We start from the raw sequence: 25,968 nt of genomic DNA on the forward strand, positions 1-25,968 counted from the left end.
GGTCACAGTTGTAGCGCACACGCGAGGGGCTGCGGAAGGGGCCCGACGAGTGCGGACACGCTTGGGAGCGCTCACAGGTCTCGTCAGGAGCGAGATCGATGCGAGGTAGCCCGTGGGCTACGCCTCCGCCACCCGGCCACGCATCCAGGCGAGCGTCCCGTGCCACGTCTCGTGGAGCGTCCGCCCGTGCCGCCACTCCCGCCAGGTCAGCGCGATGATGAAGGCGTCGAGCACGGTGAGCACGAGGACGCCGGCCGTGGGCGCGGTGACCAGCTCGTAGACCTGCACGACGAGGAAGATCATCAGCGCCCCGATCGCCCACGGGTACACCTTGCGCGAGCCGCGGAACAGCGCGACCACGATGGCGACCTTCACCACCCCGTGCAGCAGCAGGTACGCGGCGTAGAACCGGAGGTCGGTCGTGCCGAGGTGCGCGGCCCCGTGCACGAGCAGGTTGGCGAGGACGTCGTGCGGGTCGTCGCGCAGCTCGCCCGCGGTGAGGGTGTTCGTCGCGTGCTGGAGCTGCGCCGGGCTGACGAACAAGAGCACCAGGCCACCGAGAAGCTCGACGAGCCCGTCGATCCCCTTGACCACGATCCCGATCAGGAAGAACAGGTCGAGCAGACGTTCCTTCACGCGGTACCTCCCCTCGGATCGTCGCGCGCAAAGGTGATGGGCCCACCCGACGAACGATGAGGAGATTGTGCACGGACGCGCACGGTGCCGCGCACCACTGTCGGCCGGTGCTCGCCCCGGCCGGGAGCCACGGGCCAGCCGAGCGAAAGCCGTGGGGATGACTTTGACCCTGTCCCGCCAAGCGGAAACAGGGCCAAAGTCATCCCCACGGCGACGTGGAGGGCTGGGATCAGCCCTTCACGGCTCCGGAGAGACCGTTGACGATGTGCTTCTCCATGGCGAGGAAGAAGATCAGCGCGGGGATCACCGCGAGCGAGGTGAACGCCATGATGCTCGTCATGCTCGACGAGAACTGCGTCGTGAACATCTGCACACCGAGCGGCAGCGTGTGCTGCGTGGACGGTGCGCCACCGACGCCCAGGACGAACAGCGGCAGCATGTACGCGTTCCACGAGCCGACGAAGGCGAGGACGCCCACCGTCACCATGCCCGGCTTGGCCAGCGGCAGCAGGATCCGGAAGAAGAAGCCGGTGCGGGTCGCGCCGTCGAGCGACGCGGCCTCCTCCATCTCCTTCGGGATCGCCCTGATGAACGGGGTCAGGATCACCACGGTCGTCGGCAGCGCGAACGCCACCTGCGGGATGATGACACCGAGCCAGTTACCGATGAGGCCGATGTTCTGCAGGATGATCCATGTCGGCAGGATGGCGATCGTGGCCGGGAACATCAGGCCGGCGGCGAAGAGCGAGAACAGGAACCCGCTCGAGCGCATGTTGAACCGGCCGATGGCGTACGCGACCGAGACGCCGAGCAGCACCACGAGCGCCGTCGTCGACAGGGCGATGACGCCCGAGGCCAGCACCTGGCCCCAGAACCGCGCCGCGAACTCGCCCGTCAGGATCGACGAGTAGTTCGTGAAGATCCACGGGTTCGGCAGGCCGGCCGGGTCCTGCAGCAGCTGGATGTTGGTGCGGAAGCCGCCGAGGACGACGAACAGCACCGGACCGATCGCGACGGCAGCCGCGACCAGCGCAACGAGGTACACCCACGGCTGTGTCCAGGAGAAGACCCGCTTGTGTCGGATCTCCTGGTCAGCGACGCGATGGTTCGCGGCGTCGGCAGTGAGAGTGCTCATGTCAGGCCCCCTTTCCGAGGTCGCGGCTGAGGATGAGCTTCTGATAGACCATCGCGATGATCAGCGTGATCACGAACAGCACGACGGCGATCGCCGAGCCGTAGCCGACACGGTTGGCGTTCATGCCCATCTGGACCATGTAGGTGGCCATGGTGTGCATGCCCGTCGGTGTCGGATTTCCTCTGGTGAGGATCCAGATCATGTCGAAGAGCTGGAACGACCCGATGAGGGACAAGAACGCCCAGATGCGGATCGTCGGGCCCAGCAGCGGGATCGTGATCCGCCGCTGGATCTGCCACCAGCTCGCGCCGTCGATCATCGCCGCCTCGGTCAGCTCTTCGGGGATACCCGAGAGACCGGCGAGGAAGAGGATGACCGCCAGGCCGACGTACTTCCACGTGAGGACGAAGAAGATCGTCCAGAACGTGACCGACCCGAGACCCCCGCCGGTGTCCGCGAGCCACAGCGTCCCCGAGAGGTTGCCGAGGCCGAGGCGCTCCAGCCAGACGTCGAGCGCACCGTTGGGCATCAGGATCATCTGGAAGATGACACCGGTGATGACCTCGGAGAGCACGTAAGGCACGAAGATCAGCAGCCGGACGATGCCGCGGCCCCGCATCTTGCGGTTGAGCAGCAGCGCCACGCCGATCGCGACCGGGCCCTGGATCGCCAGGGACATGCCCGCGATGAGGAAGTTGTTCCGGACGGCGTCCCAGAAGAACGGCTGACCGAACATGCGCCCACGGGTGAAGATCTCGATGAAGTTGTCGAGTCCGACGAACTCGTTGAACGGTGCGGTCCGGACTCCGGCGAAGAGCGACATGGCCATCGCGAAGCCGACCGGGACGAAGACGAAGAGGACGTAGACCAGCAGCGCGGGGCCGGTGAAGCCGATGGCCTCGAGACGCTGCCTCCGCCGCGACCTCTTCTTGATCTTCAGCTGTTCGGGGGACGAACCCCGGGCGGTGTCGACCGCCCGGGGTTCGTCGAACTCGATGGTTGCCGTCATGGTCCTACTTCGGCGAGGCAGCCGTGATGGCGGCGACGACGTCCTGCGGCGTGCCCTGGCCGCCCATGAAGGCGACGATGGCCGGGTTCATCGCGGCAGAGATCTCCGGGCCGAACGCGGTGTCGAGCCAGAGCTGGACGTAGTCGGCCGAGTGCAGGGCCTCAGCGGCCTGCTGCAGCGGGGCGAACGTCAGGGCGGACTCGGCGCCCGGGGTGACCGGGATGTTCTGCTGAGCGGCGTAACGCGTCTGGACGTCCTTCGAGAGGATGAACTCGAGGAGCTTGGCGGTCTCGGCCGGGGCGTCGGCGTGGACGGAGAAGCCGTCACCGCCACCCAGGATCGACTTCTCGCCAGCGCCACCCTCGATCGCCGGGAACGGGAACCAGCCCAGGAAGTCCGGGGGCGGCGTGTCCGACGGAAGGTTGTTGGCCTCGTTGTAGATGCCGCCCATGACGCCGGCGTCCCAGACGCCCATGAGCTCCATCGCGGCCTGGCCGGTGACGACCATGCCGGCCGACGACGCGGCACCCTGCTGGGCCGAGGTGGCCTGCCAGCCCTGGTTGAACGCCTGCGCGTCAAGGATCGACTGCAGGTTCTCACCCGCGGTGGCCCACGCCGGGTCGCTGAAGTCGTGCGACGCCGTGGCGGCCTGGAGGGCCTCCGGCGACACGGTCTTCACGGCCGAGTGGTACCACCAGTGGGCGGCCGGCCAGGTGTCGCCACCGCCGACGGCGACGGGGGCGATCCCGGCGTCCTTCAGCTGGGCCCACGCGGCGGTCAGCTCGTCCATGGTGGTCGGGAAGTTGTTGACGTCCAGACCGGCCTGCGTCCACAGGTTCTTGTTGACCCAGAAGCCCGCGGGGCCGAAGGTGAACGGCAGACCGTAGGTCTTGCCGTCGACCTGCCAACCGGCGGCGGTGCCACCGATGGCGGAGATCGTGTCAGGGATGACGTCCGAGAGGTCCTTGACGATGCCCTGCTCGACCCAGCTGACGAGCTCGCCGCCGCCCCAGGACTGGAACAGGTCAGGCGCGTTGCCACCCGCGAACGCGTTCGGGAGGACCGTGTTGCGGAGCTCCTCGTTCTGGAAGGCCTGGACGTTCACGGTCACGCCGGGGTTGGCGGCCATGAACTCCTTGGCGATGTCGTTCCAGAAACCGAGCAGGGGCTCGCCGGTCCCGTTGTGCCACCAGGTGATCTCGGCGCCGTCGCCGCTGGCCGAGGCATCGTTGCCGCTGTCGCCGCTGCTGCAACCGGCAGCGACCAGGGCGATGGCCGCGGCCATCGCGGCGATCCCCCCTACGCGAATCTTGGTCTTCATGGGGTGTCCAATCTGATCGGATCCTCGCGACCGTCCGGTCGCATGACCCCATCTCACGTCGTGCCCCCGGCGGCTCTGGGCCGGTCTGCGTGAAACCACGCACGACGGATCCCAGGACCGTTGTGAAGCGGGACACGCGGCGACACGCGCGGGGGCGACCGGCGCCACTCCGGCGGGGCATCGCGCCGCGGCCGCGGTCGCGCGCGCCGCCCGTCCCCGCTGCCCACGCGTGACGGCACCATGGCTCATAGGGTGGGATGCGTGAGCGGGCTCGACGACGTGATGCGGGCGGTGGTCGACGAGGTCGACGGCGCGCTCGGGTGCGCCGTCGTCGACGTGGCAAGCGGGGACCTGCTAGGCGTCGCGCACAACGTCGCGTACTTCAACCAGGACTACCTGGACGCCGTCGCGGCGGCGGCGGTCCAGATGTTCCGTGGGCGCACCGTGACCCACGTGGAGGACCTGATCGCGGCGCGGCGCGGCGTGCCGTCGGAGCACCTCATCGAGGAGGTGCAGATGACCACGCGGCGCACCGTCCACTACATGATGATCCTGCCGAACCACCCGGAGGCCGCCGTCGTCCTCATCACCGACCGGCGGTCGAGCGTGGGCATGGGCTGGGCGTCGATCCGCCGGTCGGTGCTCGACGTGGAACCGCTCCTCGACGCCGCCGGCACCACCGTCTGAGGCCGGGATGACCACCGGCGCGCAGGAGGCTGAGGTCCTCGCCAAGGCCCCGTACGACGGCCGGTACGACCGCGTCGTCCGGCTCGCCCAGGCGATCTTCGGTGCGCCGATCGCGGCGCTCAACCTGCTCGGGGAGCACGAGGAGTACACGGTCGCCGCCGTCGGGGCGCGGCGCGGGACGTCGCCGCGGTCCGAGTCGATCTGCCGGTTCACCGTCGACCAGGACGACGTGCTCGAGGTGCCCGACCTGCGCGAGGACCCGCGCTTCCGGGACGCCTCGATCGTCGCGGGCCCCCCGCGGGCGCGCTTCTACGCCGGCGTCCCCCTGCGGGCGTCCAGCGGTCAGAAGGTCGGGACGCTGTGCATCCTCGACCTGGTGCCGCGGGAGCTCGGCGTGACCCAGAGGGAGATGCTGGCCGACCTGGGCGCGGTGCTCGAGCGCGAGCTGGGCGTGCAGGAGGAGATGGCCCGGGCGGGCGAGGTGCAGCGGCAGCTGCTACCCAGCGAGCTGCCGGCGCTGGCCGGGCTGGAGGGTGCCGGTCGCGTGCTGCAGGCGCGCGAGGCGGGCGGCGACTTCTTCGACTGGCAGGTGGTCCGCGGCCCGCAGGGGCAGGAGGAGCTGCAGGTGGTTCTCGCCGACGTCATGGGCAAGGGCATGCCCGCGTCGCTCATCGCGGCGGAGGTCCGCGCGGTCCTGCGCACGCACTCGCGGTACGTAGGCGTCGCCGAGGCGGTGCAGCGCACCAGCGAGTCCACCTCGCGCGACCTGGAGACCATCGGCCGGTTCGTGACGCTCTGGGCCGGCCGGCTCGACCCGGCCAGCGGCACGCTGGAGTACGTCGACGCCGGCCACGGGCTCGCCGTGATCGCGTCGCCGCGGGGGCCGCGCCGGCTGGTACAGCGGCACCTCCCGCTCGGCATGCCGGTGGCGTCGACGTGGACCCAGGCCACCGACGTGCTCGAGCGGGACGAGCTGCTCGTCGTCGTGAGCGACGGCGTCTTCGACGTCTTCGAGTCGGTGGACGCGGCGCTCGACGCCGTCGGGACCCTCGACACGACGCGCACCTGCGCCGAGGTGGTCGACCAGATCGTCGCGTACGCAGCGAAGCAAGGGACCGTCGACGACGTGACCGCCGTCGTCGTGCGCCGGACGGGGGCGGAGCCCGCGTCGTCCCGCGCGCCGGAGCTGGTGCGGGCCGAGGAGAGGGAGCAGAGGGTCTGATGGATTTCCACGAGAAGGACGCCGGCGGCTACGTGGTGCTCGGCCCCACCGGGAAGCTCAACCTCGTCTCGGCGCCGCCCGTCAAGGCGCGCATCGACGACCTGGTGCGGGAGGGGAAGTCGCGCATCGTCGTGGACCTCGCCGCAGTCGACTTCATCGACTCGTCGGGGCTCGGCGCGCTCATCGGCGGGCTGAAGTCGGCGCGCCTGGCCGGCGGCGACCTCCGGATCGCGGTGGCGGGCGAGCAGGTGCGCGCCGTCCTCAAGCTCACCAACCTCGACAAGATCCTTAAGCCCCACACGACGGTCGAGGAGGCGGGCAGTGCCTGGTGACTCGCACGACTACGTGCTCGAGGGCTTCGCGGTGCCCGGGGGGCTCGACCACGTGCATGCGCTGCTCGAGCGCGCGGGCGCCGAGCACCCCGAGATCGACCCGACGGACCTCATGCTGTTCGAGACGGCCGTCATCGAGATCGCGAACAACGTCGTCGAGCACGGCCGGCCGGAGGGCGAGGTGCGCTGGCGGCTGACGCTCCGCGTGGGCGAGAACGAGATCGAGGCCGAGCTCGTCGACTCCGGGCAGGAGTTCACGCCCCGGCTCGGCGCCGACATGCCGGCCGCAAGCGCCGAGAGCGGCCGCGGCCTCCCGATGGCCGAAGCCGTGCTCGACAGGATGGAGCTGACTCGCGTCGACACGGCGAACCGCTGGCACATGCTCCGCCGCCTCAGCCGTCCGCGGGGCGTCGAGTGACGGCGTTGGCCCACACCCACACGAAGCCTTCGCGGCCGTGCGGGTCGCTGTAGCGCACCTCTACCTGCCGGTCGGTCCAGGCGACCGCGAGGCCGTCGGCCTCGAACGCGCCCGTCTGGCGTTGCGTCACCCACACGCGCACGGGCAGCGGCGTCTCCGGCCGCGTGACCTGGGCGGAGTCGCGCTGCCGCCGAGGGGCTTCCTCGGGAGAGTCGCGCACGGGCACTCGATCGACCATGGTGTCAGGGTAGCGCCGGTTTCGAACGGGTGTTCTAACGCTGCGTCGGCAGTGCGGCGGGCGCTGCGCGGCGGGCGTGTGAAGCTCGCAGATGAAGTTCGCAAATGGTTGGTTCGCCGGGCCGCTGCCGCCAACGACTTCAGACGGCTGTCGCTCCGGAAGCGGGGGGACCGCCAGACCGATCACGGGCATCCTCACGCGACCCCGCTGTGACCAGGGATTCTCGCGTGCCGTGCGTCTGGGCTACGACCGGCTACGTCGGATTTGTTGCTCGGGCGAAGCGGCGCTATGTTCTGCGCTCACCAGAGCGATCCGCAGTGTTGCGGGCTCCCGGGCTGGGGCCGGCTCCGTGGTGGAGGCCGGTGGCCTCCGCTCGGGTGCTCCCGGGCTCGGTGTCATGGGAGTGCGCTGTGCGTGCGTTGGTGTCGCTTGCTGGTGTGCCCGGTCGGTGGTCTCGGAGGGCTGTGCTGGCGGCGGCCGGGACGTCGGCTGCGGTGCTCGCTGCCGGGCTCGTGGTGCCCGCGAACGCGTCCACGCCGGCTTCAGCGCCCACCTCCGCGCCCACTGCAACCACTGGCGGCGCGAGCTCAGTGCGAGACCCGCAGGGCGACCTGACGGCGCCGGACGCGGTGTCCGCGTCGGTGAACGCACGCCTGGCGGGCGAGCGGGTGGAGGACGTGTCGCAGCGCACGACGACGTCGTCCACCTTCGCGCTACCGGACGGGTCCTGGCAGTCGGCGATGGCCACGGGTGACGTGTGGGTCCGGCGCGGCGGGGACGGCACACGCCTGGACGATTGGGTGGCGGCCGACTCGAACCTGCGAGCCAACGGTGATGGGTCGTTCTCGCCGGTCGCGCAGGTCGGGGACATCGAGATCGCCGGGGCGACGACCGCCACGGGCGGGTCGTCGGTGGTGGCGTCGTTCACCGACCCGGGGTCGGGTGCGGCCTCCCAGCTGACGTATCCGGGGGACCTGCCGGTCCCGACGGTGGCCGGTCCTCGGGCGACATACCCGGATGTGCAACCGGGTGTGGACATGGTGGTCGAGGTCACCGGGTCGGGGCTCGAGCAGTTCTTCGTGGTCAAGGACCGTCCCGCGGTCCCGGCCGCGCTCGAGCTGTCGACGGGGCTGCGTGCCGCGGGGGCGCAGGGTGCCACTGCGCGGGTGCAGGCGGGGCCGGATGGGGCGCGCGGGGGTGACGTCGCCCAGGTCATGAGCGCGGAGGGGGACGTGGTGAGTGTGGTCACCTGATTTGGCCCCACCTGGAGCCGTTTTCTTCACGAATCTTGGCCCCGGCTGGGTGGGTGATCTCGCGGGCGGGTGGGGCCGCGTGTCTTCACGAAAGTTGGCCCCACCCCCGGTTCAGATCTTCTCGACGACGTCGTCGGGGAGGTCGGAATGGTCAGGTCCAGGGTGGAGCTGTTCGAAGAGATCCGTGTCGATCACCGCCGTGAGGAGCTCTCGATCCGTGAGCTGGCGACGCGGCACGGGGTGCACCGGCGCACGGTGCGCCAGGCGTTGGCGTCCGCGGTCCCGCCGCCGCGCAAGGAGTACGCCTCGCGGGGCCGGCCGGCGATCGATCCGTGGAAGGAGTTGATCGACGCCTGGTTGAGCGCCGACAAGGACGTGCCGGTCAAGCAGCGGCACACCGCCCGGCGGGTGTGGCAGCGGCACGGTCACCCGCCGCTACGGCGACGGGTCGGACAACCCGTCCTGGGCACAGTCCGTGACCGGGACCGACCCCGCGTCGGTCAGCGTGTACGGGTCGTCCATCGGCGGCGACCTCGGGTTCACCGTGACCGACGGGGCCGCCACCCTGGACCTGGCCGACCCGCACGGGGACACCATCACCACCGTCGCCGTGCCCGCCACCGGAAACGCCACCGGCATCGGCGCGGTGGCCTGCTACGACGAGTACGGCAACCAGGCCACCGACCTCGCCGCCGGAGCGGGCGTCGACGGCACGGCGACAACCGCCGATCCTGGCGCGAAGACCGGGCCGAACACCGGGGCTCTGGCCTACGGCTGGCTCGGCGCCAAGCAACGCGCCACCGACGTGTCCGGTCTGGTGCTCATGGGCGCCCGCCTCTACAACGCCGTCACCGGCCAGTTCACCTCCCGCGACCCGGTCCCGGGCGGCAACACCACCGCCTACACCTACCCCCAAGACCCCATCAACAGCTTCGACCTCAACGGACAGTGGCTGTCGAAGAAGTGGAAGCAGCGGTTCGGCAAGGCAGCCGGGATATTGGGCTGGGCCTCGGCAGCAGCCGGGATCGTTCCTGGATGGCTATGTGCCGCGTGCGGGGCTGCCGCGACAATTCTGGGAGCTGCGAGCGTGGCCGCATACCTCGCGGCAGAAAACACCACGAGTGCGAAATATGCAGCAGCCGGCCTGGCAGTTGGTCTTGCGTTCGGCGGAGCTGGACGGTTGTCGATCAAATCAGGAGGGCATCTCGCCCGGGCGTTGCCTCGCGTTACCCGTGGGTTGAGGGCCGCATCGCACTACTACAACCAGAGCGTGGGACGGATCGGTGGAATCGATGGCGCGGTCCGAAACTCCTATCTCCGCAGCGGGCAAGGAAGTGGCCGCACTTATCGCACGATTCTTCAGTACAAGTCCGTGGTGGTAGGGTACGCCGCCGGAAGTGCGCACACGTGGGAGCGAAGGAGGTGGCGTTAGCGTGTTCCTCGAAGTTTTGTACCTGATCTCTCTGGCGGTAGTTGCGGTGATAATGTACTTGAGAGGAGGTGTATCCCATCTCGTCTTCACAGCCGGAGCCGTTGGCTCTCTCGCGGTATTGCACGCAGTGGGAGTGTGGCGTTCAAGTCTATTGTTCGGCGTTGTGGCGGGCGCTCAACTGCTTTCCATCTGGCTAAATGTGTCAATCCTGATCGGCACAAAATTGAACCCCTTTCGTGCCGCACTCAACTCGGCTGACTTTCGTCGGCTAAAGGGTTCGTGGAAATCGCCTTCGCCCACCGATGACGTTCGATATGTCACACCGCCCGTGCGCTGGCCCACGATCTGCCTCTTCGCGGTCGGGGGGGTAGCACTAGTTCTTGGAAGGCCGGACCTATTCGGGCTCTAGTGTCGCGTGTCGTAGAAGACTTTATGGTTCATGGTTGGGATCATGGGGTATGGCGAATCGACCTGCTCCCAGTTTGATCCTTCGCGGCGGTGATCGTGCGGAGCTGGAACGGTGGACGCGTTCGACGACGGTGTCGGCGGGCCTGGCGCGGCGGGCGCGGATCGTGCTGCTCGCGGGTGCGGGTGTGGCGAACACCCAGATCGCGCCGGCGGTGGGGGTCTCGGTCCCGACGGTGCTGACCTGGCGTGACCGCTACCAGAGGTCGGGGCTGGCGCGGCTGGGAGACGCGCCGCGCCCGGGGCACCCCGACGCATCGATCATGCGGCGATCGTGACGGCGACACTGACTCCGCCGCCGAAGCGGCTCGGCGTGAAGCGCTGGTCGTGCCGGTTGCTCGCGTCCTGGTTGAAGGGGACCGCTGCCACCAGGCGCCTGGCCATGGGAAGCGTGGAAATTCCTCTCATCGTGCCAATCTCGCCGTTCTGTAACACCCTCCGAAACTCGGTATATAGCTGCGGCGGCCAGGGAGGCAGGATTGCATGAAACGGACCAGCGTTCTCTACTTCGAATACGACTCTTCCCACAGAGGCGCCGTCGGAGCGGCGCTTTTGGCGGTCGGGGACGAGTGGAAGCGAGTCTGGTCGGCTTTTCATGGGACAACACGAGCGACGTGGATTTTGAGCGCGGGATGACGAGCGCACCGGTCGCGCTCGCAGCTGCGGCTCGCAAGGGTGTCGGTACCGCGAAGTTTAGCGAACCGGGAGTTAGGGAATGGCTCCGCGCATTCGGCGCTGGCTCCAACTCTCTTGACCTGCTGGGTGTTGATGGCAGCCGAAGGAGCGTGGGAATAGCGGATGCCTCTCTGCTGATTATTCAAGGCACGCGTGAAAGCCTTGTAGAACTGCTCCGATTGCCAGAATTGGCGAAACTGTCAACCCTGGCGTCGCCCATGTGGCGAGACTGAGATCGAGTTGGATCTGGTTGCGTCCGAGCGCCAAGGCTTCGTCGCGTGACGAAGCGCGGCTCTCTCTGGAGCTTGTGTGCTGCTTCTTGATTCACGCAACTGCGTAGGGTCGGCTAAGAGGTTGTCTCACGTGGCGGCCTGGAGCTTCTTGAATGCCGTGATGGTGGCACCGAGGGCGACGAAGGCGGCGTAGAGCTTGCCGTGGCGTTCGTAGCGGATGGTCAGGCGGCGGTAGCCGGTGAGCCAGGCCAGGGTGCGTTCGACCTTCCAGCGGTGACGTCCGAGGCGTTCGGCGGAGTCGATGCCGCGGCGGGCGATCTTCGGGATGATGCCGCGCTGGCGCAGGAAGGTGCGCAGGTGGTCGTAGTCGTAGCCCTTGTCGGCGCGCAGCTTGTCCGGGCGGCGCCGGCGCGGGCCGCGCCGGGATCGCAGCGGCGGGATGCCGCGGACCATCGGCTCGGCCGCTTGGGAGTCGTGCAGGTTGGCCGCAGAGACGCCGACGACCAGCGGCAGGCCGTTCGCGTCGGTGATGACGTGGATCTTGGAGCCCTTCTTGCCCCGGTCGACCGGGCTGGGCCCGGTCAGCGAGCCCCCCTTTTGGCCCGGACGCTCGCGGCGTCCAGGATCACCGAGCTCCAGTCCACCATCCCGGCCGCCCCACACCGGTCCAGGACCCGCCGCTGCACGCGGGCGAACACCCCGGCCCGGGCCCAGTCCGTAAATCGGCGGTGCGCCGTGGCCGGCGAGACCCCGAACGAGCCCGGCAGCATCCGCCACGCGCAGCCGCTGGTCAGCACGTACACGATCGCGGTGAACACCGCCCGCGCGTCCACCGGCGCTGTCCCGCCGCCCTGCGGACGCGGCTCGAAGGCGGGCAGGTCGGGTTCGACAAGCTCCCACAGCTCGTCCGGGACCAGCCGCAACGACAACGGATCGCTCACGCCCCCGGATCATGCCGCCCCAAGCATCGCGAACCGGGCAAACACGCCGAACCAGGGTGAACCACGTGAGACATCCTCTAAACCAAGCACTCCGTTGGCCGCCGCAACTCTGGCCCTGGATGGGGGCCAGGGGGCCGTGCACTTGCTCCCAGTATCGCGTATCGTAGATGACTTTATGGTTCGTGCTTTGGGATCATTTGTCGCGCGTCAGACTATGTGGCAAGGCCCGTTGTTGCGGGCCGGACCTGTGAGGAGTCTGATCGTTCATGGTAAGACCACCAGCCGTCCCGGCTGAGGAGAAGGCGGATCGCGTTGTCGGTCCTGGCCGGTGAGGTCACCGTCGCCGAGGCCGCCCGGAGGGCGAAGGTGTCCGAGCAGTCCGTGGGGAACTGGAAGCGGGCGTTCCTTGAGGCCGGCAAGACGGGCCTGGCCGCTGGGAAGTCCGGGCCGTCCACGCGTGAGCGGCAGCTGGAGGCCGAGGTCGCCGAGCTGACTCAGGCGCTCGGCGAGGCGCACCTGGAGGTCCGGGTGTGGAAGAAGTCGGCGGAGGGCTGGCTGGGCCCTTCGAGGACCCCGAGGTGATCCGCGTCGAGGCGGGCATGCCGACCACGAGGTTCTGCTCTCTTGTCGGCGTGCCCGAGCGGTCGTGGCGGCGCTGGCAGACCCGCGCCCGGACCGTAGCACCGACGAAGGGCCGTGGCCGCGCCCGGCCCGGGACGCGGTGCGTGAGGCCGCCCGCGGGCACGCCCTCGCGTACCCGGCGTGGGGGCACCGGAAGGTCTGGGCCATGTGCCGGTACGAGGGTCACACCGCGTCGCAGGCGTCCGTGCTGCGGCTACTGCGTGACGAGGGCCTGCTCCTGCCCGCCGCCTACCAGCGTGAACGCCGCCAGCTTGCGCCACGCCGCAAGGCGGTGTTCGCCCAGGAGCCGACGGGGCCGAACCAGGTGTGGCAGCTCGACTTCAGTGAGTTCGAGACCGCCACGGGCGGCAGAGCCTGTCAACTTCTCTGTGTAAGTGGCCTGGTCAGTAGGTCAGGTAGGGGTTGATGCGCTCGGGGTAGGCGAGCGCGAGCTGGGCCAGGGCTTGCTTCCAGTTTGTGGTGACCTGGCCCTCGACGAGCCTGCCGGAGGCCTTGCGCTTGCCGGCGGGCAGGCCGCGTTCCTTCGCCCTCTCGCGGGCGCGTTTGTCCTCGATGTTGCAGATCGCGAGCCACAGCAGCTTGCGCACCGCGTCGTCGGTCGGGAAGTGGCCGCGGTTCTTGGTGACCTTCCGCAGCTGGTAGTTCAGCGACTCCATCGAGTTCGTGGTGTAGATGACCCGGCGCAGCTCGGGCGGGAACGCGAGGAACGGCGTGAACCGTTCCCACGCGGCCTTCCACGTCGCGACCGCGTGCGGGTATCTCGCGCCGAGCGGTGAGGCCTCGAACGCCGCCAGCTCGGCCTCGGCGGCCTCGGCGCGAGGAGCGGTGTAGATGGGCTTGAGCGCCGCGGAGACGGCCTTGCGGTCGCTGTAGGACACGAACCGCATCGACGCGCGGATCAAGTGGACGACGCACGTCTGGACGACGGAGTCGGGCCAGGTCGCCTCGATCGCGTCGGGGAACCCCTTGAGGCCGTCGCAGCAGACGATCAGCACGTCACGCACGCCCCGGTTGGCGAGCTCGGCGCAGACGCCCGCCCAGAACTTCGCGCCCTCGGTGTTCTCGATCCAGATGCCCAGCACATGCTTGATCCCGTCGAGGTCGACCCCGACGGCGATGTGCGCGGCCTTGTTGCGCACGTGCGCCCCGTCGCGGATCTTGACGATGATCGCGTCAAGGTAGATGACCGGGTAGAACGCCTCCAGGGGACGGTTCTGCCAGGCCATGACCTCCTCGAGGACCTCGTCGATGACGTTGCTGATCGTCTCGTGCGACAGTTCGGTCCCGATCGTCGAGACCAGGTGGTGCTCGATGTCCCGGATCGTCATCCCGCCCGCGTAGAGGCTGATGATCATCTCGTCCAGCCCGCCCAGACGCCGGGCGCCCTTGGGCACCAGCATCGGGGTGAACGTCCCGTCCCGATCCCGCGGCACGTCCAGGCGCACGTCACCGACCTCGGTGGAGACCGTCTTCGGCGTCGTGCCGTTACGCGAGTTCGGGAAGTGCTTCGCGTCCGGGTCGCCCTTGTCGTAGCCCAGATGGTCCGACAGCTCGGCGTGCAGCCCACGCTCGAGCGCGGCCTTGATCATCGCCGGCAGCATCCCGCCGTCCCCGGTGAGCCGAACCTGCCCGGAATCGATCTTGCTGAACAGCCCGTCCAACGCGCCCGTTGCGACCAACTCGGCAGCCATCGCCGACGTCGCGTCCTGCTTCTCGTCCGTCACGGACATACATGCTCCTCTCAGAAGGACCCTGACCAGCCCTTACACAGAGAAGTTGACACCCCCGGGCGGCACGTGGCGCATCGCCGGCTGCCGGGACTACTGGAGGAAGTACGAGCACCCCTGGCACACCTCACCGACCGCGAACCAGCACGACGCGAGCGCCGCGAACGAACTCGCCCTGGCCGACCACGAGGAGATGTTCGGTCGCCCGCTCATCGACGCGGGCGCCCGTGACGAGGCCGAGAACGTGGTCCCGGCGGTCACGGTCGTGACGGACAACGGCGGCCCGTTCCGCTCTTCCGGTTCGGGCATTTCATCACCGCCCACCCCGAGCGGGTCACGCGAACGCGGCTTCCAGTCGCTGAAGTACGAGCGGCTCTACCTCGAAAAGATCGACGACGTCCTGTCTCTGGTCGCCCACGCCGAGCACCACCGCACCGAGTACAACACCGTGCGCCCGCACGAGGCGATCGCCTGGAACCGACCCCTCGAGGTGCACCTCGGCTACGCCGACCCCACGACCCCCAACTTTGAGAACACCCAAATCCTGCCAGCTGCTTGACGCGGGACATCATGAGGTATGGCGAATCGACCTGCTCCCGGTTTGATCCTTCGCGGTCGTGATCGTACGGAGTTGGAGCGGTGGACGGAGCCGGCAACATCGCTAAAGCCCTACGCGCCGGCGCCCGCCAGGCCCGACGCGCACTCGACACTCTCACCCAACATCAACTTTGAAACCGCCCTGCCGGGAACACGCCCCCGCCCCGGACGGTTGACCGGGGCATGAGTGAGCCCGTGCGCGTCTCCGTGTGGTCCGACGTCCAGTGTCCGTGGTGCTACATCGGCAAGCGCCGGTTCGAGCAGGCGGTCGCCGACACGGGGGTCGACGTCGAGGTCGAGTACCACTCGTTCGAGCTCTCGCCGGACACGCCCGTCGACTACGACGGCACCCCCGCGCAGTTCCTGGCGGATCGCAAGGGCCTGCCGATGGCGCAGGTCGAGCAGATGATCGACCGCGTGACGGACATCGCCGCCTCGGTAGGGCTCGAGTACGACTACGCGCACATGCACCAGACCAACACCGTCAAGGCGCACGAGCTGCTGCACTACGCCAAGGCGCGCGGCCGCCAGGCGGAGATGAAGGAGGCGCTGCTGCGCGCGTACTTCGTCGACGGCGCCCACGTGGGCCGGGTCTCCGACCTGGCGGATCTCGCCGCGGGCCTCGGCTTCGACCGCGCCGACGTGCTCGCCGCGCTCGAGGCCGGCACGTACGCCGCGGCCGTGAAGGCCGACGTCGCGCAGGCGGAGGCGTACGGCATCCGGGGCGTCCCGTTCTACGTGATCGAGGGGAAGTACGGCGTCTCGGGCGCGCAGGAGCCGGCGACGTTCGCCCAGGTGCTCCAGACGGTCGCCGCGGAGAAGTCCGGGCAGGCGCTCGCATGACCGGGCTGACGATGGTCGGCACGGGTGGCGGGCTCTGCGAGGGTGACGCGTGCGCCCTGCCCACCCCGGCGCCGGCCGCTACGCTCGCAGGCGTGCGATACACCGTGCGCGTGACCTCGCTGGGCGACCGGTGGCGGGCCGACGTCGAGGGTCTCGAGGACGCGAGCGTCGAGGTGGTCGAGTGGTCACAGCTCGACGCCGCGGTCCGCGCCCTCGTGGGCGACCTCACGGGCGCGTGGATCGACGACGTCGAGCTCGACTGGGCCGACGCCTGAGACGTCCCACGTCGCGGCGCCCGCCGCGGATGCGGAAGGATGGGCGCGTGGATCTCCGTGAAGCCCGACCCGTCCGCCGCGCGCTGGTCTCCACAACCGCCGCCGCCCTCGCCGCTGGGCTCGTCGCCGGGCTCGCCGCCTGCACGCCGTCGGCCGGCCCCACGGCTCCCTCGCCGTCGGCCGCCCGCGCCGCGGAGGTCCGTGACCTGAAGATCCACGCGGTGACGCTGCCCTCGGCCGACCCGGCGGAGCTCGCGCTCACCGCGAGCCAGCTCGTCTTCGAGCGGTCCCCGGTGATCGTGGTCGCGACCCGGGGCGACGACGTCGCCGCTCCGGCCATGACCGCCGTGGCGACCGCCCTGCACGCACCGGTGCTGCTGGCCGACGGCCCCGACGACCGCGGCGTGCGCAGCGAGGCCGAGCGTCTCGGCGCACGTGCCGCCGTCATCGTCGAGGAAGACCCGGCCGAGCTGGCCGTCGACACGGGGGCCAGCGCCGCGCCGTCGGCGGCCGAGGGGGCGGCGCGCGCCGCGGGGCTCCAGGCCGTGCGGCTCGATCCCGACTCCGTGGTGCCCGGCGGCGCGGCCGACGGCGCCGCGACAGGCGGGCCCGACGACGCCGCGGTGGCGGTCGACCGGCGCCGCCTCGACGAGCTGCGGACGCAGCTCGGCGACGTCCTGCCGGAAGCGGAGCCCTCGCTGCTCACCGAGGTGCTCGCGCTCGTCGACCCGCAGCCCGGCCAGGAGGCCGCGCTCGCCACGCTGCGCGCCGCGGGTGCCGTGACCGAACCCGCCCCGGGCGGTGACCCCGGCGCGTCGGGCACCACCGTGCGCACGCTGAGCGATGCGCAGGCGCTCAGCGTGGTGGGTGTGGGCCCCGGCTTCGCCGACGCCGACACCTTCGCATGGCAGGTGGCCGCCGCCGAGGGCGGGCAGCTGCTGCCGACCGGCAGCCAGCGCGTGCTCCCGGCGCAGTTCGACGCCGTCAGCGCGCGGGTCGGCAACGCGCAGGACCGCCTGCTGGCGGCGACGGACACCGCGTCCGCCGACGGGACTCCCGTCGTGCCGACGCTGGTGCTGCGCGCCGCGGCGCGGCAATGGAGCGCAGGGCCCGAGCGCACCTACGTGAGCACCGAGACGGTCGAGGCGCTCACCCCGATCGTCGAGGCCGCGCGGCGCAGCAACAGGTACGTCGTCCTCGAGCTCGAAGGTGGAAGCATCGCCCTCGTGGACCAGGTGCGCGCACTCGAGCCGCTGCTCGTGCAAGGCGGCGTCGGGCTGCTGGTGCACCCGGAGCAGCGGCGGTCTGGCGCCGGCCTCACGCGCGGCGGGAGCGTCCCTGCCGCCGAGCTGCAGGCCGTCGTCGACTATCTCGCCGGGCTCGCCACGCAGAAGGCGCTGCCGCAGGTGCTGCTGGCCGTGCACTCGCTGGACTCCGCCGTCGACGGCGCGGACACGCTGACGCAGCGGCCGCAGGTCGGCGTCGTCGACGCCTCGGTGCTGGCGGGCGCGCAGTGAACGCCGCGTTCCCGCTGGTCCCGTGGCCGACGGCGGTCGAGCCGCGCGACGGCGAGCTGGCGTTCCCGGCGGCCCACGTGGTCTCGCCGGAGCCGTTGCGCTGGACGCTCCTGGCCGCGGAGCTGCTGACACCGCTCGGCGTCTCGGTCACGGGCGGCGGGCCCGAGGCGCTCGCGGAGGGCGCGCCCGCACCCGACGGGGTCGTCGTCGAGCTGCGGCTCGAGGACTCCGCGGACCGTTCCGCGGGCGGCGAGGCCTACGTGCTCGACGTCCGCGACGACGGCATCACGGTCACCGCGCCCGAGCCGGCCGGGCTGCTGCACGGCCTGCGCACGCTGCGTCAGCTGGTCACGCCGCGCGCGACGGTGCCGACCGTCGTCGTGCGGGACGCACCGCGCTACCCGTGGCGGGGCCTAACGCTGGACATCGCGCGGCACTGGTTCGGGCCCGCCGTGCTGCGGCGCGTCGTCGACCTCGCCGGGTCCTACAAGCTGCGTGTGCTGCACCTGCACCTCACCGACGACCAGGGCTGGCGGCTCGAGATCCCGTCGCGGCCCGGGCTCACGGAGCGGTCGGGTCGTACGCAGGTGGGCGGCGAGGTCCCGCCGGGGGAGCGCGGCTGGCTCACCGTGGAGGAGTACCGGGAGCTGCAGGACTACGCGGCGGCCCGATTCGTCGAGGTCGTGCCCGAGGTCGACCTGCCCGGGCACACCAACGCCGCCACGCACGCGTACGGCGAGCTGCGCCCCGACGGCCTGCCCACCCCGCTTTACGGCGGCATCGAGGTGGGGTTCTCCCAGCTGTGGGCCGACAACCCCGCGACCGAGCCGTTCGTGCGCGACGTGCTCGGCGACGTCGCCGCCATGACCGCCGGGCGGTACGTGCACGTGGGCGGCGACGAGGCGCTGACGCTCGAGGCCGGGGAGTATGCGCGGCTCGTCGGGCTGGCGCTCGACGCCGTGCGCGCGGCCGGCAAGACGCCTGCCGCCTGGCAGGAGGCCGCGACGGCCGCCGTCGAGCCCGGCACGGTGCTGCAGTTCTGGGACCCGCGCGCCGACGCCGCGCCGCTCCTGCGCGCGGCCGCCGCCGGGGCGCGGTTCATCATGTCGCCCGCGTCGCACGCCTACTGCGACATGAAGTACGACGCCGACCACCCGATCGGGCAGGACTGGATGGGGCTCGTCGAGCTCCGCGACGCCTACGGCTGGGAGCCCTCGACGGCCCTGCCCGGCCTGCCGCCCGAGGCCGTGGAGGGCGTGGCCGCCGCGCTGTGGACCGAGACGATCGTGACGACCGACCACCTGTTCTCGATGCTGCTGCCCCGCCTGCCCGCGCTCGCCGAGGTGGCGTGGACGCCGCCGTCGGGTCGCGACTGGGCCTCGTTCCGGGCACGCGTGGCAGAGCACGCGCGGACGTGGGACGCCGAGGGGTGGGCTTACCACCCCACGCGACAGGTCGCCTGGCCCTGAGCCTGCGAGACCGCGCCCGCGTCAGATCCAGGAGCGAAGCCGCATGAGGTTGCGCCAGTAGTCGAACGGCACCTCCTGCGCCGTCCACACCGGGTAGAACGCCGCCGACACCACGACGATCGCGACCACCACGACCGTGATCGAGGCGACGACGCGGCGCCGGAGCCGCGGCCTGCGCTCCGTCTCCTCGAGCGCCACGACTCCCACGTACACGAGCGTGAGGATCACCCACGGCGTGAAGGCGATCGAGTAGAACGTGAACACGGTGCGCTGGGTGTCGAGGTAGGTGATCACCCACGGCAGCCAGCCGGCGATCGTGCCCGAGAGCACGGCGAGCGCGCGCCAGTCGCGCCGGCTCACGCCCAGCACGATCACCGCGATGATCGCCAGCGCGGCCAGCCACCACAGCAGCGGGTTGCCGAGCGAGGTGACGGCCGAGGCGCAGTCGCGCGCGACGCTGCACCCGCCGGCGGCGGCGTCGGTGCGCTGCCAGAAGAACGACGTCGGCCGCCACTGGATGATCCAGCCGATCGGGTTGGACTTGTACGCGTGGTCGGACACGAGCGTGGTGTGGAAGTTCCACATCTGCTGGTGGTAGTGCACCCACGAGCGCAGCGCCTCGGGCAGCCAGGTGACGCCCTGGCCCGGGTTGTGCGCGGCCCACTGCCGCAGGTACGAGTCGGGGTGCACGAACCAGGACCACCAGCTCGCCACGTACACGGCCACCGCCGTCGGCACCATCACGAGGAGGGCCGGCAGGCCGTCCACGACGATCGCGTCCTCCCACCAGCGCCCGACGCCCGCCGCGCGCCGCGCGGCCACGTCCCACAGCACAGTCAGGATGCCGAACACGGCGAGGAAGTAGATCCCCGACCACTTGACGCCGCACGCCAGACCCAGCGAGACGCCCGCGGCGAGCCGCCACCAGCGGAAGCCGAGGCGCGGGCCGTAGCGCGAGACGTTCCCGCCGGCATCGACGATGGCGGCCACGCGGTCGGCCAGGCGCCGCCGCGCCCACTCCCGGTCGAGGAGGAGGCAGCCGAACGCGACGAGCACGAAGAACATGAGGAACTGGTCGAGCAGCGCCGTGCGCGAGTGCACGATCGCCGTGCCGTCGATCGCCATGAACAGACCCGCGACCAGGCCCATCGCCGTCGACGAGAACAGCCGCCGCGCGATCCGGATCACCAGGAGCACCGCGAGGATGCCGATCACGGCGTTCGCGAGCCGCCACGCGGTCGAGCTCGTCGCCCCGCCGCCCAGCTCCATGCCCAGCCCGATCAGCCACTTGCCCACCTGCGGGTGGACGACGTACGCCGCCTGGTCGAGGAACGTGTTGACGTGGCCCGCCTCGAACGCGGCGTTCGGGTCCTTCGGCCACTGCGCCTCGAAGCCGAGCCGCCACAGCGTGAACGCGTCCTTGACGTAGTACGTCTCGTCGAACACGAGCGTGTGCGGCCGGCCCAGGTTCTGCAGCCGCGCCACCGCGGCCAGCAGGACGATGACGGCGCTGCCCACCCAGTCGAGCAGCCGGTCGCGCGCGGACGTGCCGAGCGCCAGACGCCGGCGGCCCAGGAGGGCGCGCAGCAGCCGCTCGCGGGTCGGCACAGCCTCGACCGTTGCGGCTCCCGTCCCACCCCAGTCCGGGGACTCCGGGGCCGGCTCGAACAGGCCGCCGTCGGCGGGCAGCTCGCCCAGGTACCGCGCCCGGACGGGCGGGGGCGCGCCGACGAGCGGCGACTCCGAGGTGATCGGGGCCGGCGCGCCGGGGCTGGACCCGGTGGGGGTGTCCTGGGGGTAGGTCACGGGGGAATGGTAGGGGCGTGGGATCGTTGGCACCATGACACTCCCCCCCGACGGCGCTTCCGTGGACGCCGACGCGCGCGTCGACGTCATCCCGGCGGCGGAGCCCGTCGCCGCGGGTGGGCCGTCCCGCGAGGCCGGCTCGCTGGTGCTCGCCGCCACCCCGATCGGCAACGCCGAGGACGCGTCGCCGCGCCTGCGCCGGCTGCTCGCCACCGCCGACGTCGTCGCCGCCGAGGACACGCGCCGCCTGCACGCGCTGGCCGAGCGGCTGGGGGTCACCGTGGGCGGGCGAGTCGTCTCCTACTACGAGCACAACGAGGCCGCGCGCGCCGACGAGCTGCTCGACGTCGTCGCCGGCGGCGGCACCGTGGTGGTCGTGACCGACGCGGGGATGCCCGCCGTGTCCGACCCCGGGTTCCGCGTCGTGGCCCGGGCCGTGGAGCGAGGCGAGCGGGTCACCGCGGCGCCCGGGCCCTCCGCGGTGCTCACCGCCCTCGCGTTGTCCGGCCTGCCGACCGACCGGTTCACCTTCGAGGGGTTCGCGCCGCGCAAGCCGGGGGACCGGGCGCGTTCCCTGGCCGCGCTGGCCGCGGAGCCGCGCACGATGGTCTTCTTCGAGGCACCGCACCGGATCGGGGCCACGCTCGAGGCGATGGCCGTGGCGTTCGGGGAGTCGCGGCCGGCCGCGGTGTGCCGCGAGCTGACCAAGACGTTCGAAGAGGTGCTGCGAGGCTCGCTGGGCTCGCTCGCGGCCGAGGTGGCGGCGCGCTCGGAGGACGGCGGGCCCGGGCTGCGGGGCGAGATCTGCGTCGTCGTGGGTGGCGCGCCGGCTGCGGCCGCGCCGTCGCTCGAGGATCTGGTCGCGGAGGTCCTGGCGCGAGTGGCCGCGGGGGAGCGCCTGAAGGAGGCGGCGGCGGACGTGGCGGCGGCGGCGGGCGTGAGCCGCCGCGACGTCTACAACGCGGCGCTGGCGGCGCGATAACGCGCTGCAACGCACCGCGCCGTCAGAGCGACGCCGCCTCCCGCAGCTCCACGCCCGCCGCCTTCAGCTGCTCGCGCGCCTGCGCGCCCTGCTCCGGCGTGACCGGGATCGTCAGGTCCGTCAGGACTCGCGTGGCCAGGCCGATCCCGGCCGCGTCGAGGGCCGTGCGCTTGACGCAGTGCGACTCCACCAGCCCGACGACGTCGACCGCCTCGATGCCGGCGTCCAGGAGCACCGTCTCGAGACTGCGGCCCGACGGGTCCACGCCCTCGAACCCGGAGTAGCCGTGCGCGAACTGGCCCTTCTTGACCGACGCGTCCGGCGCGAGGTCCGCCAGGGCCGCGTGCAGCTCGGCGTTCGGCGTCCCGGCGACGCCGTGCACGGGCCACGAGTCGACGAAGTCGGGGTGGTCGCTGAAGTGCGAGCCGGGGTCGATGTGCCAGTCCTGCGTCGTGACGACGGTGGCGTACCGGTCGCGGTGCGCACGGACGTAGGCGGCGACGTCGGCGGCGACCTGGTTGCCGCCCTCGACGGCCAGCTCGCCGCCCTCGCAGAACGTGGGCTGGACGTCGACGACGATCAGGGCGCGGCGGGGGGTCTCGGTCATGAGGTCCAGCCTGTCACTGATGCCCGGGCCCGACGCCGGCGCGGCCGGTCCGGGCGTCGATCTCGTGCTAGGCGGCCTTAGGCTTCGCGCCGGCGAGCAGCAGCCGGTCGTCCACGGCGTCGTACACCAGCGTGCCCACCCACACGATCAGCGTTGCCAGCACCCAGGTGATGAAGTTGTCGATGCGGAACCCCGACCGCGGCGAGAGCACCGCGGTGACGATGAGCGACAGCAGCACCGTGGCCATCCCGATCGCCCACGTGTAGCTGTGCACGTGCGCCGACAACGTCCGCGTGAGCAGCGGCCGGATCAGCGTGATCGACAGCGTGAACAGGGCCCAGGCGATGAGGGCCCAGAGGAAGCCGATGTGCATGCCGGGCAGCAGCAGCGCGGCGATCGTCAGCGTGATGCCGTACGCCACGGCGGCGACGATGAAGCTCTTCACCCGGGCGCTCATGGAACCTCCAGACAACCCCGATCCGTCCTTGCGTTCAGCGTATCCACAGGTCGCGACCGGCGACAGAGGTGGCGAGCCTGCCCTGGGGGGCGACGATAGGCAGGTGAACGGGGGACGGCGAGGCCCGACGGCGGTCGCGGCCCTGGTCGCGCTCGTGCTCGTCGCAGCCTGCGACGCCGGCCAGCCGGTCGAGCCCACCGCGCCCGCGTCGGCGCAGAGCGGCCCCACCACGACCACGACGCCGATGCCGTCTCCGTCCGTCGTCGGCCCGGTGACCGCCACCGCCACGACCGTCGTCTCCGACCTGCGCGCACCGTGGGGTCTCGCCCCGCTCCCGGACGGCCGGTTCCTGGTGACGCTGCGCGACGACGCCCGCCTCGTCGTCGTCGACCCGGACGCCAAGTCCGTCACGACCGTCAGCGGCGCAGGCTCCGTCCAGCTCCAGGAGCAGACGAGGCCCGCCGGCGAGGGTGGGCTGCTCGGCGTCGCCGTCCAGCCGCGGGCCGGCGCGGCGACCGACAGCTCCGACACCGGCCCGTTCACCGTCTTCCTGTACCGCACCGGGGCGGACGACAACGCCGTCGTGCGCGCACGGCTCACCCTCGACCCGCGCGGGGAGACGACGCCGCGCGGCCCGGTCCTCGGTGAGCTCACCACGGTGCTCGACGGCATCCACAAGGCCGGGAACCACGACGGCGGCCGCCTCGCGTTCGGACCGGACGGTGACCTCTACGTCACCACCGGCGACGCCGGCGACGGCCCGTCCGCCCAGGACAAGGGCTCGCTCAACGGCAAGATCCTGCGCATCACGCCCGACGGCGACCCCGCCCCGGGCAACCCGTTCCGGGGTTCGCCCGTGTGGAGCCTGGGCCACCGCAACGTGCAGGGCCTGGGCTGGGACGCCCAGGGGCGGATGTTTGCGAGCGAGTTCGGGCAGAACACGTGGGACGAGCTCAACCAGATCGTCCCCGGCGGCAACTACGGCTGGCCCACCGTGGAGGGCGCGGCCTCGGGCACGCCGAGCGAGGGGCCCGACGGCGGCCCGGCCGTCGTCGACGGGTTCGTGCAGCCCCTCGTCACCTGGCCCACGGACGACGCCTCGCCGTCGGGCCTCGCCGTCACCGCGGACGCCGTCTACCTCGCGTCGCTGCACGGGGCACGGCTCTGGCGGGTGCCGCTGGCGACCGCGCCGGGGGCCTCGGCCGTCCCGGTCGCGGGCACCGCCGCGATCGGCGAGCCGCAGGCGCTGGTCACCGACCAGGGCCGGCTGCGCGCCGTCGTCGCCGACCCGGACGGGTCGCTGTGGGTGCTCACGAACAACACCGACGGGCGCGGCAGCCCGCGGGCAGGCGACGACCGCCTGCTCCACGTGGTGATCACGCCCGGCTGACGGGCGGCGCCCAACTACCATGGGCCGCATGCCCGCCGCTGCGAAGCCCTTCTACCTCACGACGCCGATCTACTACGTCAACGACGCCCCGCACATCGGGCACGCGTACACGACGGTCGCGGCCGACGTCGTCACCCGCTGGCACCGGCAGCGCCAGGAGGAGGTCTGGTTCCTCACCGGAACCGACGAGCACGGCGAGAAGGTGCTGCGCACCGCGGAGAAGAACGGCGTGTCCCCGCAGGAGTGGGCGGACCGCCTGGTCGAGTCGGCGTGGGAGCCGGTGCTCGACACGCTCGACGTCCGCAACGACGACTTCATCCGCACCACGCAGGCGCGGCACGAGTCGGCGGTCCAGGTGTTCCTCCAGGACCTCTACGACAAGGGCGAGATCTTCCAGGGCTCCTACGAGGGCCCGTACTGCGTGGGCTGCGAGGAGTACAAGCTCCCGGGCGACCTGCTCGACGGCACGGGCGACTTCGAGGGGCAGAAGGTGTGCCCGATCCACCTCAAGCCGGTCGAGATGCTCGCGGAGCAGAACTACTTCTTCCGGATGAGCGCGTACGCGGACCGGCTGCTCGCGCTGTACGAGGAGCACCCGGAGTTCGTGCAGCCGGCGTCGGCGCGCAACGAGGTCATCGGGTTCGTCAAGCAGGGTCTGCAGGACCTGTCCATCTCGCGCTCCACGTTCGACTGGGGCGTGCCGATCCCCTGGGACTCCTCGCACGTGCTCTACGTGTGGTTCGACGCGCTGCTCAACTACGCGACGGCCGTCGGCTACGGATCCTCCGACGCGGCCGAGCGGGAGCGGTTCGAGCGCCTCTGGCCCGCGAACGTGCACCTCATCGGCAAGGACATCCTGCGGTTCCACGCCGTCATCTGGCCGGCCATGCTCATGGCCGCGGGCCTGCCGCTGCCGCACCAGGTGTTCGCGCACGGCTGGCTGCTCGTGGGCGGCGAGAAGATGTCGAAGTCCCGCCTCACCGGCATCGCGCCGTCGGACATCATCGAGACGTTCGGCTCGGACGCGTTCCGTTACTACTTCATGCGGACCATCGCGTTCGGCGGCGACGGCTCGTTCTCGTGGGAGGACATGGTCGCGCGCTACAACGGCGAGCTGGCCAACGGCTTCGGCAACCTGGCGTCGCGCGTCGCGGCGATGATCGGCAAGTACTTCGGTGGCGCGCTGCCGACGGCCGGCGTCGCGACGGACCTCGAGACGGGGCTCGAGGAGGTCGCCGCCAAGGCCGTGGCCGACGCCGAGGCCGCGATCGACCGCCTCGCGATCCACGACGCGCTCGCCGCCGTCTGGACGCTCGTCGACGCCGCCAACGGGTACCTCACCGAGACGCAGCCGTGGAAGGTGGCCAAGGAGCCGGGCGAGGCCGACGCCTCCGGTCAGGGCGTCGACGGCGGCCGCCTCGCGACGTCGCTGGTCACGGCCTCGGAGGCGCTGCGGGCGCTCGCGGTGCTGCTCCACCCGGTGACGCCCAAGGCGGCGCAGGGTCTGTGGGAGTCGCTCGGCGCGGAGGCCGCGCTGGGCGCCCTGGAAGACCAGCCGGTCGCCTCGGCGGCGAGCTTCGGCGTCCTCCCGGCGGGCACGCGGGTGACCAAGGGCGCGGCCCTGTTCCCGCGCCTCGAAGAGAACTAAGTCGACCTGTC

At 71.1% G+C, this 25,968-nt stretch carries 28 protein-coding genes; 16 read left to right on the top strand and 12 right to left on the bottom strand.

Going from position 1 to position 25,968, the window contains the following annotated elements:
* Positions 1-117: 117 nt before the first annotated feature.
* From ACO4JP_RS04175 to ACO4JP_RS04190, 4 genes are all read right to left on the bottom strand, one after another.
* Positions 118-636 carry a DUF2127 domain-containing protein gene (locus tag ACO4JP_RS04175; protein ID WP_425956127.1) on the bottom strand — a complete coding sequence of 173 codons (519 nt, stop codon included), beginning with the start codon at positions 634-636 and terminating at the stop codon, positions 118-120.
* 229 nt (positions 637-865) lie between these two features.
* Positions 866-1,771 (bottom strand): carbohydrate ABC transporter permease, encoded by a 906-nt coding sequence (locus ACO4JP_RS04180; protein WP_425956128.1) that lies wholly within the window; start codon positions 1,769-1,771, stop codon positions 866-868.
* A gap of 1 nt (position 1,772) precedes the next feature.
* Positions 1,773-2,780, bottom strand: coding sequence for a carbohydrate ABC transporter permease (locus ACO4JP_RS04185; RefSeq protein ID WP_425956129.1), 1,008 nt, complete (start codon positions 2,778-2,780; stop codon positions 1,773-1,775).
* Between the two features lie 4 nt (positions 2,781-2,784).
* Complete coding sequence (locus ACO4JP_RS04190) at positions 2,785-4,101, bottom strand: ABC transporter substrate-binding protein (protein WP_425956130.1); 1,317 nt, start codon at positions 4,099-4,101, stop codon at positions 2,785-2,787.
* Between the two features lie 261 nt (positions 4,102-4,362).
* On the opposite strand from ACO4JP_RS04190, the gene ACO4JP_RS04195 reads away from it, so the two are divergent.
* Genes ACO4JP_RS04195 through ACO4JP_RS04210 form a run of 4 tightly spaced genes read left to right on the top strand, consistent with a single transcriptional unit; the run spans position 4,363 to position 6,760 of the window.
* A complete protein-coding gene (locus ACO4JP_RS04195; protein ID WP_425956131.1) occupies positions 4,363-4,788 on the top strand; it encodes a hypothetical protein in 426 nt (141 codons plus the stop codon).
* Positions 4,789-4,795: 7 nt separating this feature from the next.
* Positions 4,796-6,010 (top strand): PP2C family protein-serine/threonine phosphatase, encoded by a 1,215-nt coding sequence (locus ACO4JP_RS04200; RefSeq protein WP_425956132.1) that lies wholly within the window; start codon positions 4,796-4,798, stop codon positions 6,008-6,010.
* The gene (locus tag ACO4JP_RS04205) at positions 6,010-6,342 is read left to right on the top strand and encodes an STAS domain-containing protein (RefSeq protein WP_425956133.1); all 333 of its coding nucleotides are present in this window, start codon (positions 6,010-6,012) and stop codon (positions 6,340-6,342) included. The genes ACO4JP_RS04200 and ACO4JP_RS04205 overlap by 1 nt, the downstream gene beginning before the upstream one ends.
* Positions 6,332-6,760 (top strand): ATP-binding protein, encoded by a 429-nt coding sequence (locus tag ACO4JP_RS04210; protein WP_425956134.1) that lies wholly within the window; start codon positions 6,332-6,334, stop codon positions 6,758-6,760. Before ACO4JP_RS04205 ends, ACO4JP_RS04210 begins: the two co-directional genes overlap by 11 nt.
* Here ACO4JP_RS04210 and ACO4JP_RS04215 read toward each other — a convergent pair.
* Complete coding sequence (locus tag ACO4JP_RS04215; protein ID WP_425956135.1) at positions 6,735-6,998, bottom strand: hypothetical protein; 264 nt, start codon at positions 6,996-6,998, stop codon at positions 6,735-6,737. The two genes, ACO4JP_RS04210 and ACO4JP_RS04215, sit on opposite strands and share 26 nt — an antisense overlap.
* A gap of 590 nt (positions 6,999-7,588) precedes the next feature.
* On the opposite strand from ACO4JP_RS04215, the gene ACO4JP_RS04220 reads away from it, so the two are divergent.
* The gene (locus tag ACO4JP_RS04220) at positions 7,589-8,251 is read left to right on the top strand and encodes a hypothetical protein (RefSeq protein WP_425956136.1); all 663 of its coding nucleotides are present in this window, start codon (positions 7,589-7,591) and stop codon (positions 8,249-8,251) included.
* 111 nt (positions 8,252-8,362) lie between these two features.
* Here ACO4JP_RS04220 and ACO4JP_RS04225 read toward each other — a convergent pair whose 3' ends face one another.
* Complete coding sequence (locus tag ACO4JP_RS04225; RefSeq protein WP_425956137.1) at positions 8,363-8,497, bottom strand: hypothetical protein; 135 nt, start codon at positions 8,495-8,497, stop codon at positions 8,363-8,365.
* A 229-nt stretch (positions 8,498-8,726) separates the two neighbouring features.
* Between ACO4JP_RS04225 and ACO4JP_RS04230 the strand changes: the two genes are divergently transcribed.
* Together ACO4JP_RS04230 and ACO4JP_RS04235 are read left to right on the top strand one after the other, a co-directional pair.
* Positions 8,727-9,683: an RHS repeat-associated core domain-containing protein gene (locus tag ACO4JP_RS04230; protein WP_425956138.1), complete on the top strand. Its 957-nt coding sequence runs from the start codon at positions 8,727-8,729 to the stop codon at positions 9,681-9,683.
* A gap of 458 nt (positions 9,684-10,141) precedes the next feature.
* On the top strand, positions 10,142-10,426 hold the full coding sequence (locus ACO4JP_RS04235) for a helix-turn-helix domain-containing protein (protein ID WP_425956139.1): 285 nt from the start codon (positions 10,142-10,144) through the stop codon (positions 10,424-10,426).
* Here ACO4JP_RS04235 and ACO4JP_RS04240 read toward each other — a convergent pair.
* Together ACO4JP_RS04240 and ACO4JP_RS04245 are read right to left on the bottom strand one after the other, a co-directional pair.
* Complete coding sequence (locus tag ACO4JP_RS04240; protein ID WP_425956140.1) at positions 10,410-10,532, bottom strand: hypothetical protein; 123 nt, start codon at positions 10,530-10,532, stop codon at positions 10,410-10,412. The two genes, ACO4JP_RS04235 and ACO4JP_RS04240, sit on opposite strands and share 17 nt — an antisense overlap.
* A gap of 650 nt (positions 10,533-11,182) precedes the next feature.
* A protein-coding gene (locus ACO4JP_RS04245) for an IS5 family transposase (protein WP_425957051.1) occupies positions 11,183-11,985 on the bottom strand; the annotation gives its coding sequence in 2 pieces (ribosomal slippage) (positions 11,183-11,649 and positions 11,649-11,985; 804 coding nt in all).
* A 324-nt stretch (positions 11,986-12,309) separates the two neighbouring features.
* Here ACO4JP_RS04245 and ACO4JP_RS04250 point away from each other — a divergent pair.
* Positions 12,310-12,579 carry a transposase gene (locus tag ACO4JP_RS04250; protein WP_425956141.1) on the top strand — a complete coding sequence of 90 codons (270 nt, stop codon included), beginning with the start codon at positions 12,310-12,312 and terminating at the stop codon, positions 12,577-12,579.
* A gap of 443 nt (positions 12,580-13,022) precedes the next feature.
* Here ACO4JP_RS04250 and ACO4JP_RS04255 read toward each other — a convergent pair whose 3' ends face one another.
* Entirely contained in the window at positions 13,023-14,369 is a 1,347-nt protein-coding gene (locus tag ACO4JP_RS04255) for an IS256 family transposase (RefSeq protein ID WP_425956142.1), read from the bottom strand.
* 46 nt (positions 14,370-14,415) lie between these two features.
* Here ACO4JP_RS04255 and ACO4JP_RS04260 point away from each other — a divergent pair, with 46 nt between their 5' ends.
* The 5 genes from ACO4JP_RS04260 (at position 14,416) to ACO4JP_RS04280 (ending at position 19,067) form a co-directional block, all read left to right on the top strand.
* On the top strand, positions 14,416-14,925 hold the full coding sequence (locus tag ACO4JP_RS04260) for a hypothetical protein (protein WP_425956143.1): 510 nt from the start codon (positions 14,416-14,418) through the stop codon (positions 14,923-14,925).
* Positions 14,926-15,146: 221 nt separating this feature from the next.
* A complete protein-coding gene (locus ACO4JP_RS04265; RefSeq protein ID WP_425956144.1) occupies positions 15,147-15,806 on the top strand; it encodes a DsbA family oxidoreductase in 660 nt (219 codons plus the stop codon).
* On the top strand, positions 15,803-16,081 hold the full coding sequence (locus ACO4JP_RS04270; RefSeq protein WP_425956145.1) for a hypothetical protein: 279 nt from the start codon (positions 15,803-15,805) through the stop codon (positions 16,079-16,081). The genes ACO4JP_RS04265 and ACO4JP_RS04270 overlap by 4 nt, the downstream gene beginning before the upstream one ends.
* 47 nt (positions 16,082-16,128) lie before the next feature.
* Positions 16,129-17,598: a hypothetical protein gene (locus tag ACO4JP_RS04275; RefSeq protein WP_425956146.1), complete on the top strand. Its 1,470-nt coding sequence runs from the start codon at positions 16,129-16,131 to the stop codon at positions 17,596-17,598.
* The gene (locus tag ACO4JP_RS04280) at positions 17,595-19,067 is read left to right on the top strand and encodes a family 20 glycosylhydrolase (RefSeq protein WP_425956147.1); all 1,473 of its coding nucleotides are present in this window, start codon (positions 17,595-17,597) and stop codon (positions 19,065-19,067) included. The genes ACO4JP_RS04275 and ACO4JP_RS04280 overlap by 4 nt, the downstream gene beginning before the upstream one ends.
* 21 nt (positions 19,068-19,088) lie before the next feature.
* On the opposite strand, the gene ACO4JP_RS04285 is transcribed toward ACO4JP_RS04280, so the two are convergent.
* A complete protein-coding gene (locus tag ACO4JP_RS04285) occupies positions 19,089-20,873 on the bottom strand; it encodes a dolichyl-phosphate-mannose--protein mannosyltransferase (protein ID WP_425956148.1) in 1,785 nt (594 codons plus the stop codon).
* 34 nt (positions 20,874-20,907) lie between these two features.
* On the opposite strand from ACO4JP_RS04285, the gene rsmI reads away from it, so the two are divergent.
* Positions 20,908-21,855 (top strand): 16S rRNA (cytidine(1402)-2'-O)-methyltransferase, encoded by a 948-nt coding sequence (gene rsmI, locus ACO4JP_RS04290; RefSeq protein ID WP_425956149.1) that lies wholly within the window; start codon positions 20,908-20,910, stop codon positions 21,853-21,855.
* Between the two features lie 22 nt (positions 21,856-21,877).
* Here the strand turns inward: rsmI and ACO4JP_RS04295 are convergent, their stop codons facing one another.
* Both ACO4JP_RS04295 and ACO4JP_RS04300 read right to left on the bottom strand, forming a co-directional pair.
* Entirely contained in the window at positions 21,878-22,462 is a 585-nt protein-coding gene (locus tag ACO4JP_RS04295; RefSeq protein WP_425956150.1) for an isochorismatase family protein, read from the bottom strand.
* Positions 22,463-22,529: 67 nt separating this feature from the next.
* Positions 22,530-22,919 (bottom strand): hypothetical protein, encoded by a 390-nt coding sequence (locus tag ACO4JP_RS04300; protein ID WP_425956151.1) that lies wholly within the window; start codon positions 22,917-22,919, stop codon positions 22,530-22,532.
* Positions 22,920-23,022: 103 nt separating this feature from the next.
* On the opposite strand from ACO4JP_RS04300, the gene ACO4JP_RS04305 reads away from it, so the two are divergent.
* On the top strand, positions 23,023-24,309 hold the full coding sequence (locus ACO4JP_RS04305; RefSeq protein WP_425956152.1) for a PQQ-dependent sugar dehydrogenase: 1,287 nt from the start codon (positions 23,023-23,025) through the stop codon (positions 24,307-24,309).
* Positions 24,310-24,337: 28 nt separating this feature from the next.
* Complete coding sequence (gene metG / locus ACO4JP_RS04310) at positions 24,338-25,957, top strand: methionine--tRNA ligase (RefSeq protein WP_425956153.1); 1,620 nt, start codon at positions 24,338-24,340, stop codon at positions 25,955-25,957.
* Positions 25,958-25,968: the final 11 nt, after the last annotated feature.

This window comes from Xylanimonas sp. McL0601 (assembly GCF_049852175.1).
Classification (GTDB): domain Bacteria; phylum Actinomycetota; class Actinomycetes; order Actinomycetales; family Cellulomonadaceae; genus Xylanimonas.

Excerpts from the sequence above, each read along its gene's own strand:
- ACO4JP_RS04180 (WP_425956128.1), bottom strand. The coding sequence starts at position 1,771 with ATGAGCACTCTCACTGCCGACGCCGCGAACCATCGCGTCGCTGACCAG.
- ACO4JP_RS04185 (WP_425956129.1), bottom strand. The coding sequence starts at position 2,780 with ATGACGGCAACCATCGAGTTCGACGAACCCCGGGCGGTCGACACCGCC.
- ACO4JP_RS04190 (WP_425956130.1), bottom strand. The coding sequence starts at position 4,101 with ATGAAGACCAAGATTCGCGTAGGGGGGATCGCCGCGATGGCCGCGGCC.
- ACO4JP_RS04200 (WP_425956132.1), top strand. The coding sequence starts at position 4,796 with ATGACCACCGGCGCGCAGGAGGCTGAGGTCCTCGCCAAGGCCCCGTAC.
- ACO4JP_RS04205 (WP_425956133.1), top strand. The coding sequence starts at position 6,010 with ATGGATTTCCACGAGAAGGACGCCGGCGGCTACGTGGTGCTCGGCCCC.
- ACO4JP_RS04215 (WP_425956135.1), bottom strand. The coding sequence starts at position 6,998 with ATGGTCGATCGAGTGCCCGTGCGCGACTCTCCCGAGGAAGCCCCTCGG.
- ACO4JP_RS04235 (WP_425956139.1), top strand. The coding sequence starts at position 10,142 with ATGGCGAATCGACCTGCTCCCAGTTTGATCCTTCGCGGCGGTGATCGT.
- ACO4JP_RS04240 (WP_425956140.1), bottom strand. The coding sequence starts at position 10,532 with ATGGCCAGGCGCCTGGTGGCAGCGGTCCCCTTCAACCAGGACGCGAGC.
- ACO4JP_RS04255 (WP_425956142.1), bottom strand. The coding sequence starts at position 14,369 with ATGTCCGTGACGGACGAGAAGCAGGACGCGACGTCGGCGATGGCTGCC.
- ACO4JP_RS04265 (WP_425956144.1), top strand. The coding sequence starts at position 15,147 with ATGAGTGAGCCCGTGCGCGTCTCCGTGTGGTCCGACGTCCAGTGTCCG.
- ACO4JP_RS04270 (WP_425956145.1), top strand. The coding sequence starts at position 15,803 with ATGACCGGGCTGACGATGGTCGGCACGGGTGGCGGGCTCTGCGAGGGT.
- rsmI (WP_425956149.1), top strand. The coding sequence starts at position 20,908 with ATGACACTCCCCCCCGACGGCGCTTCCGTGGACGCCGACGCGCGCGTC.
- ACO4JP_RS04295 (WP_425956150.1), bottom strand. The coding sequence starts at position 22,462 with ATGACCGAGACCCCCCGCCGCGCCCTGATCGTCGTCGACGTCCAGCCC.
- ACO4JP_RS04300 (WP_425956151.1), bottom strand. The coding sequence starts at position 22,919 with ATGAGCGCCCGGGTGAAGAGCTTCATCGTCGCCGCCGTGGCGTACGGC.
- metG (WP_425956153.1), top strand. The coding sequence starts at position 24,338 with ATGCCCGCCGCTGCGAAGCCCTTCTACCTCACGACGCCGATCTACTAC.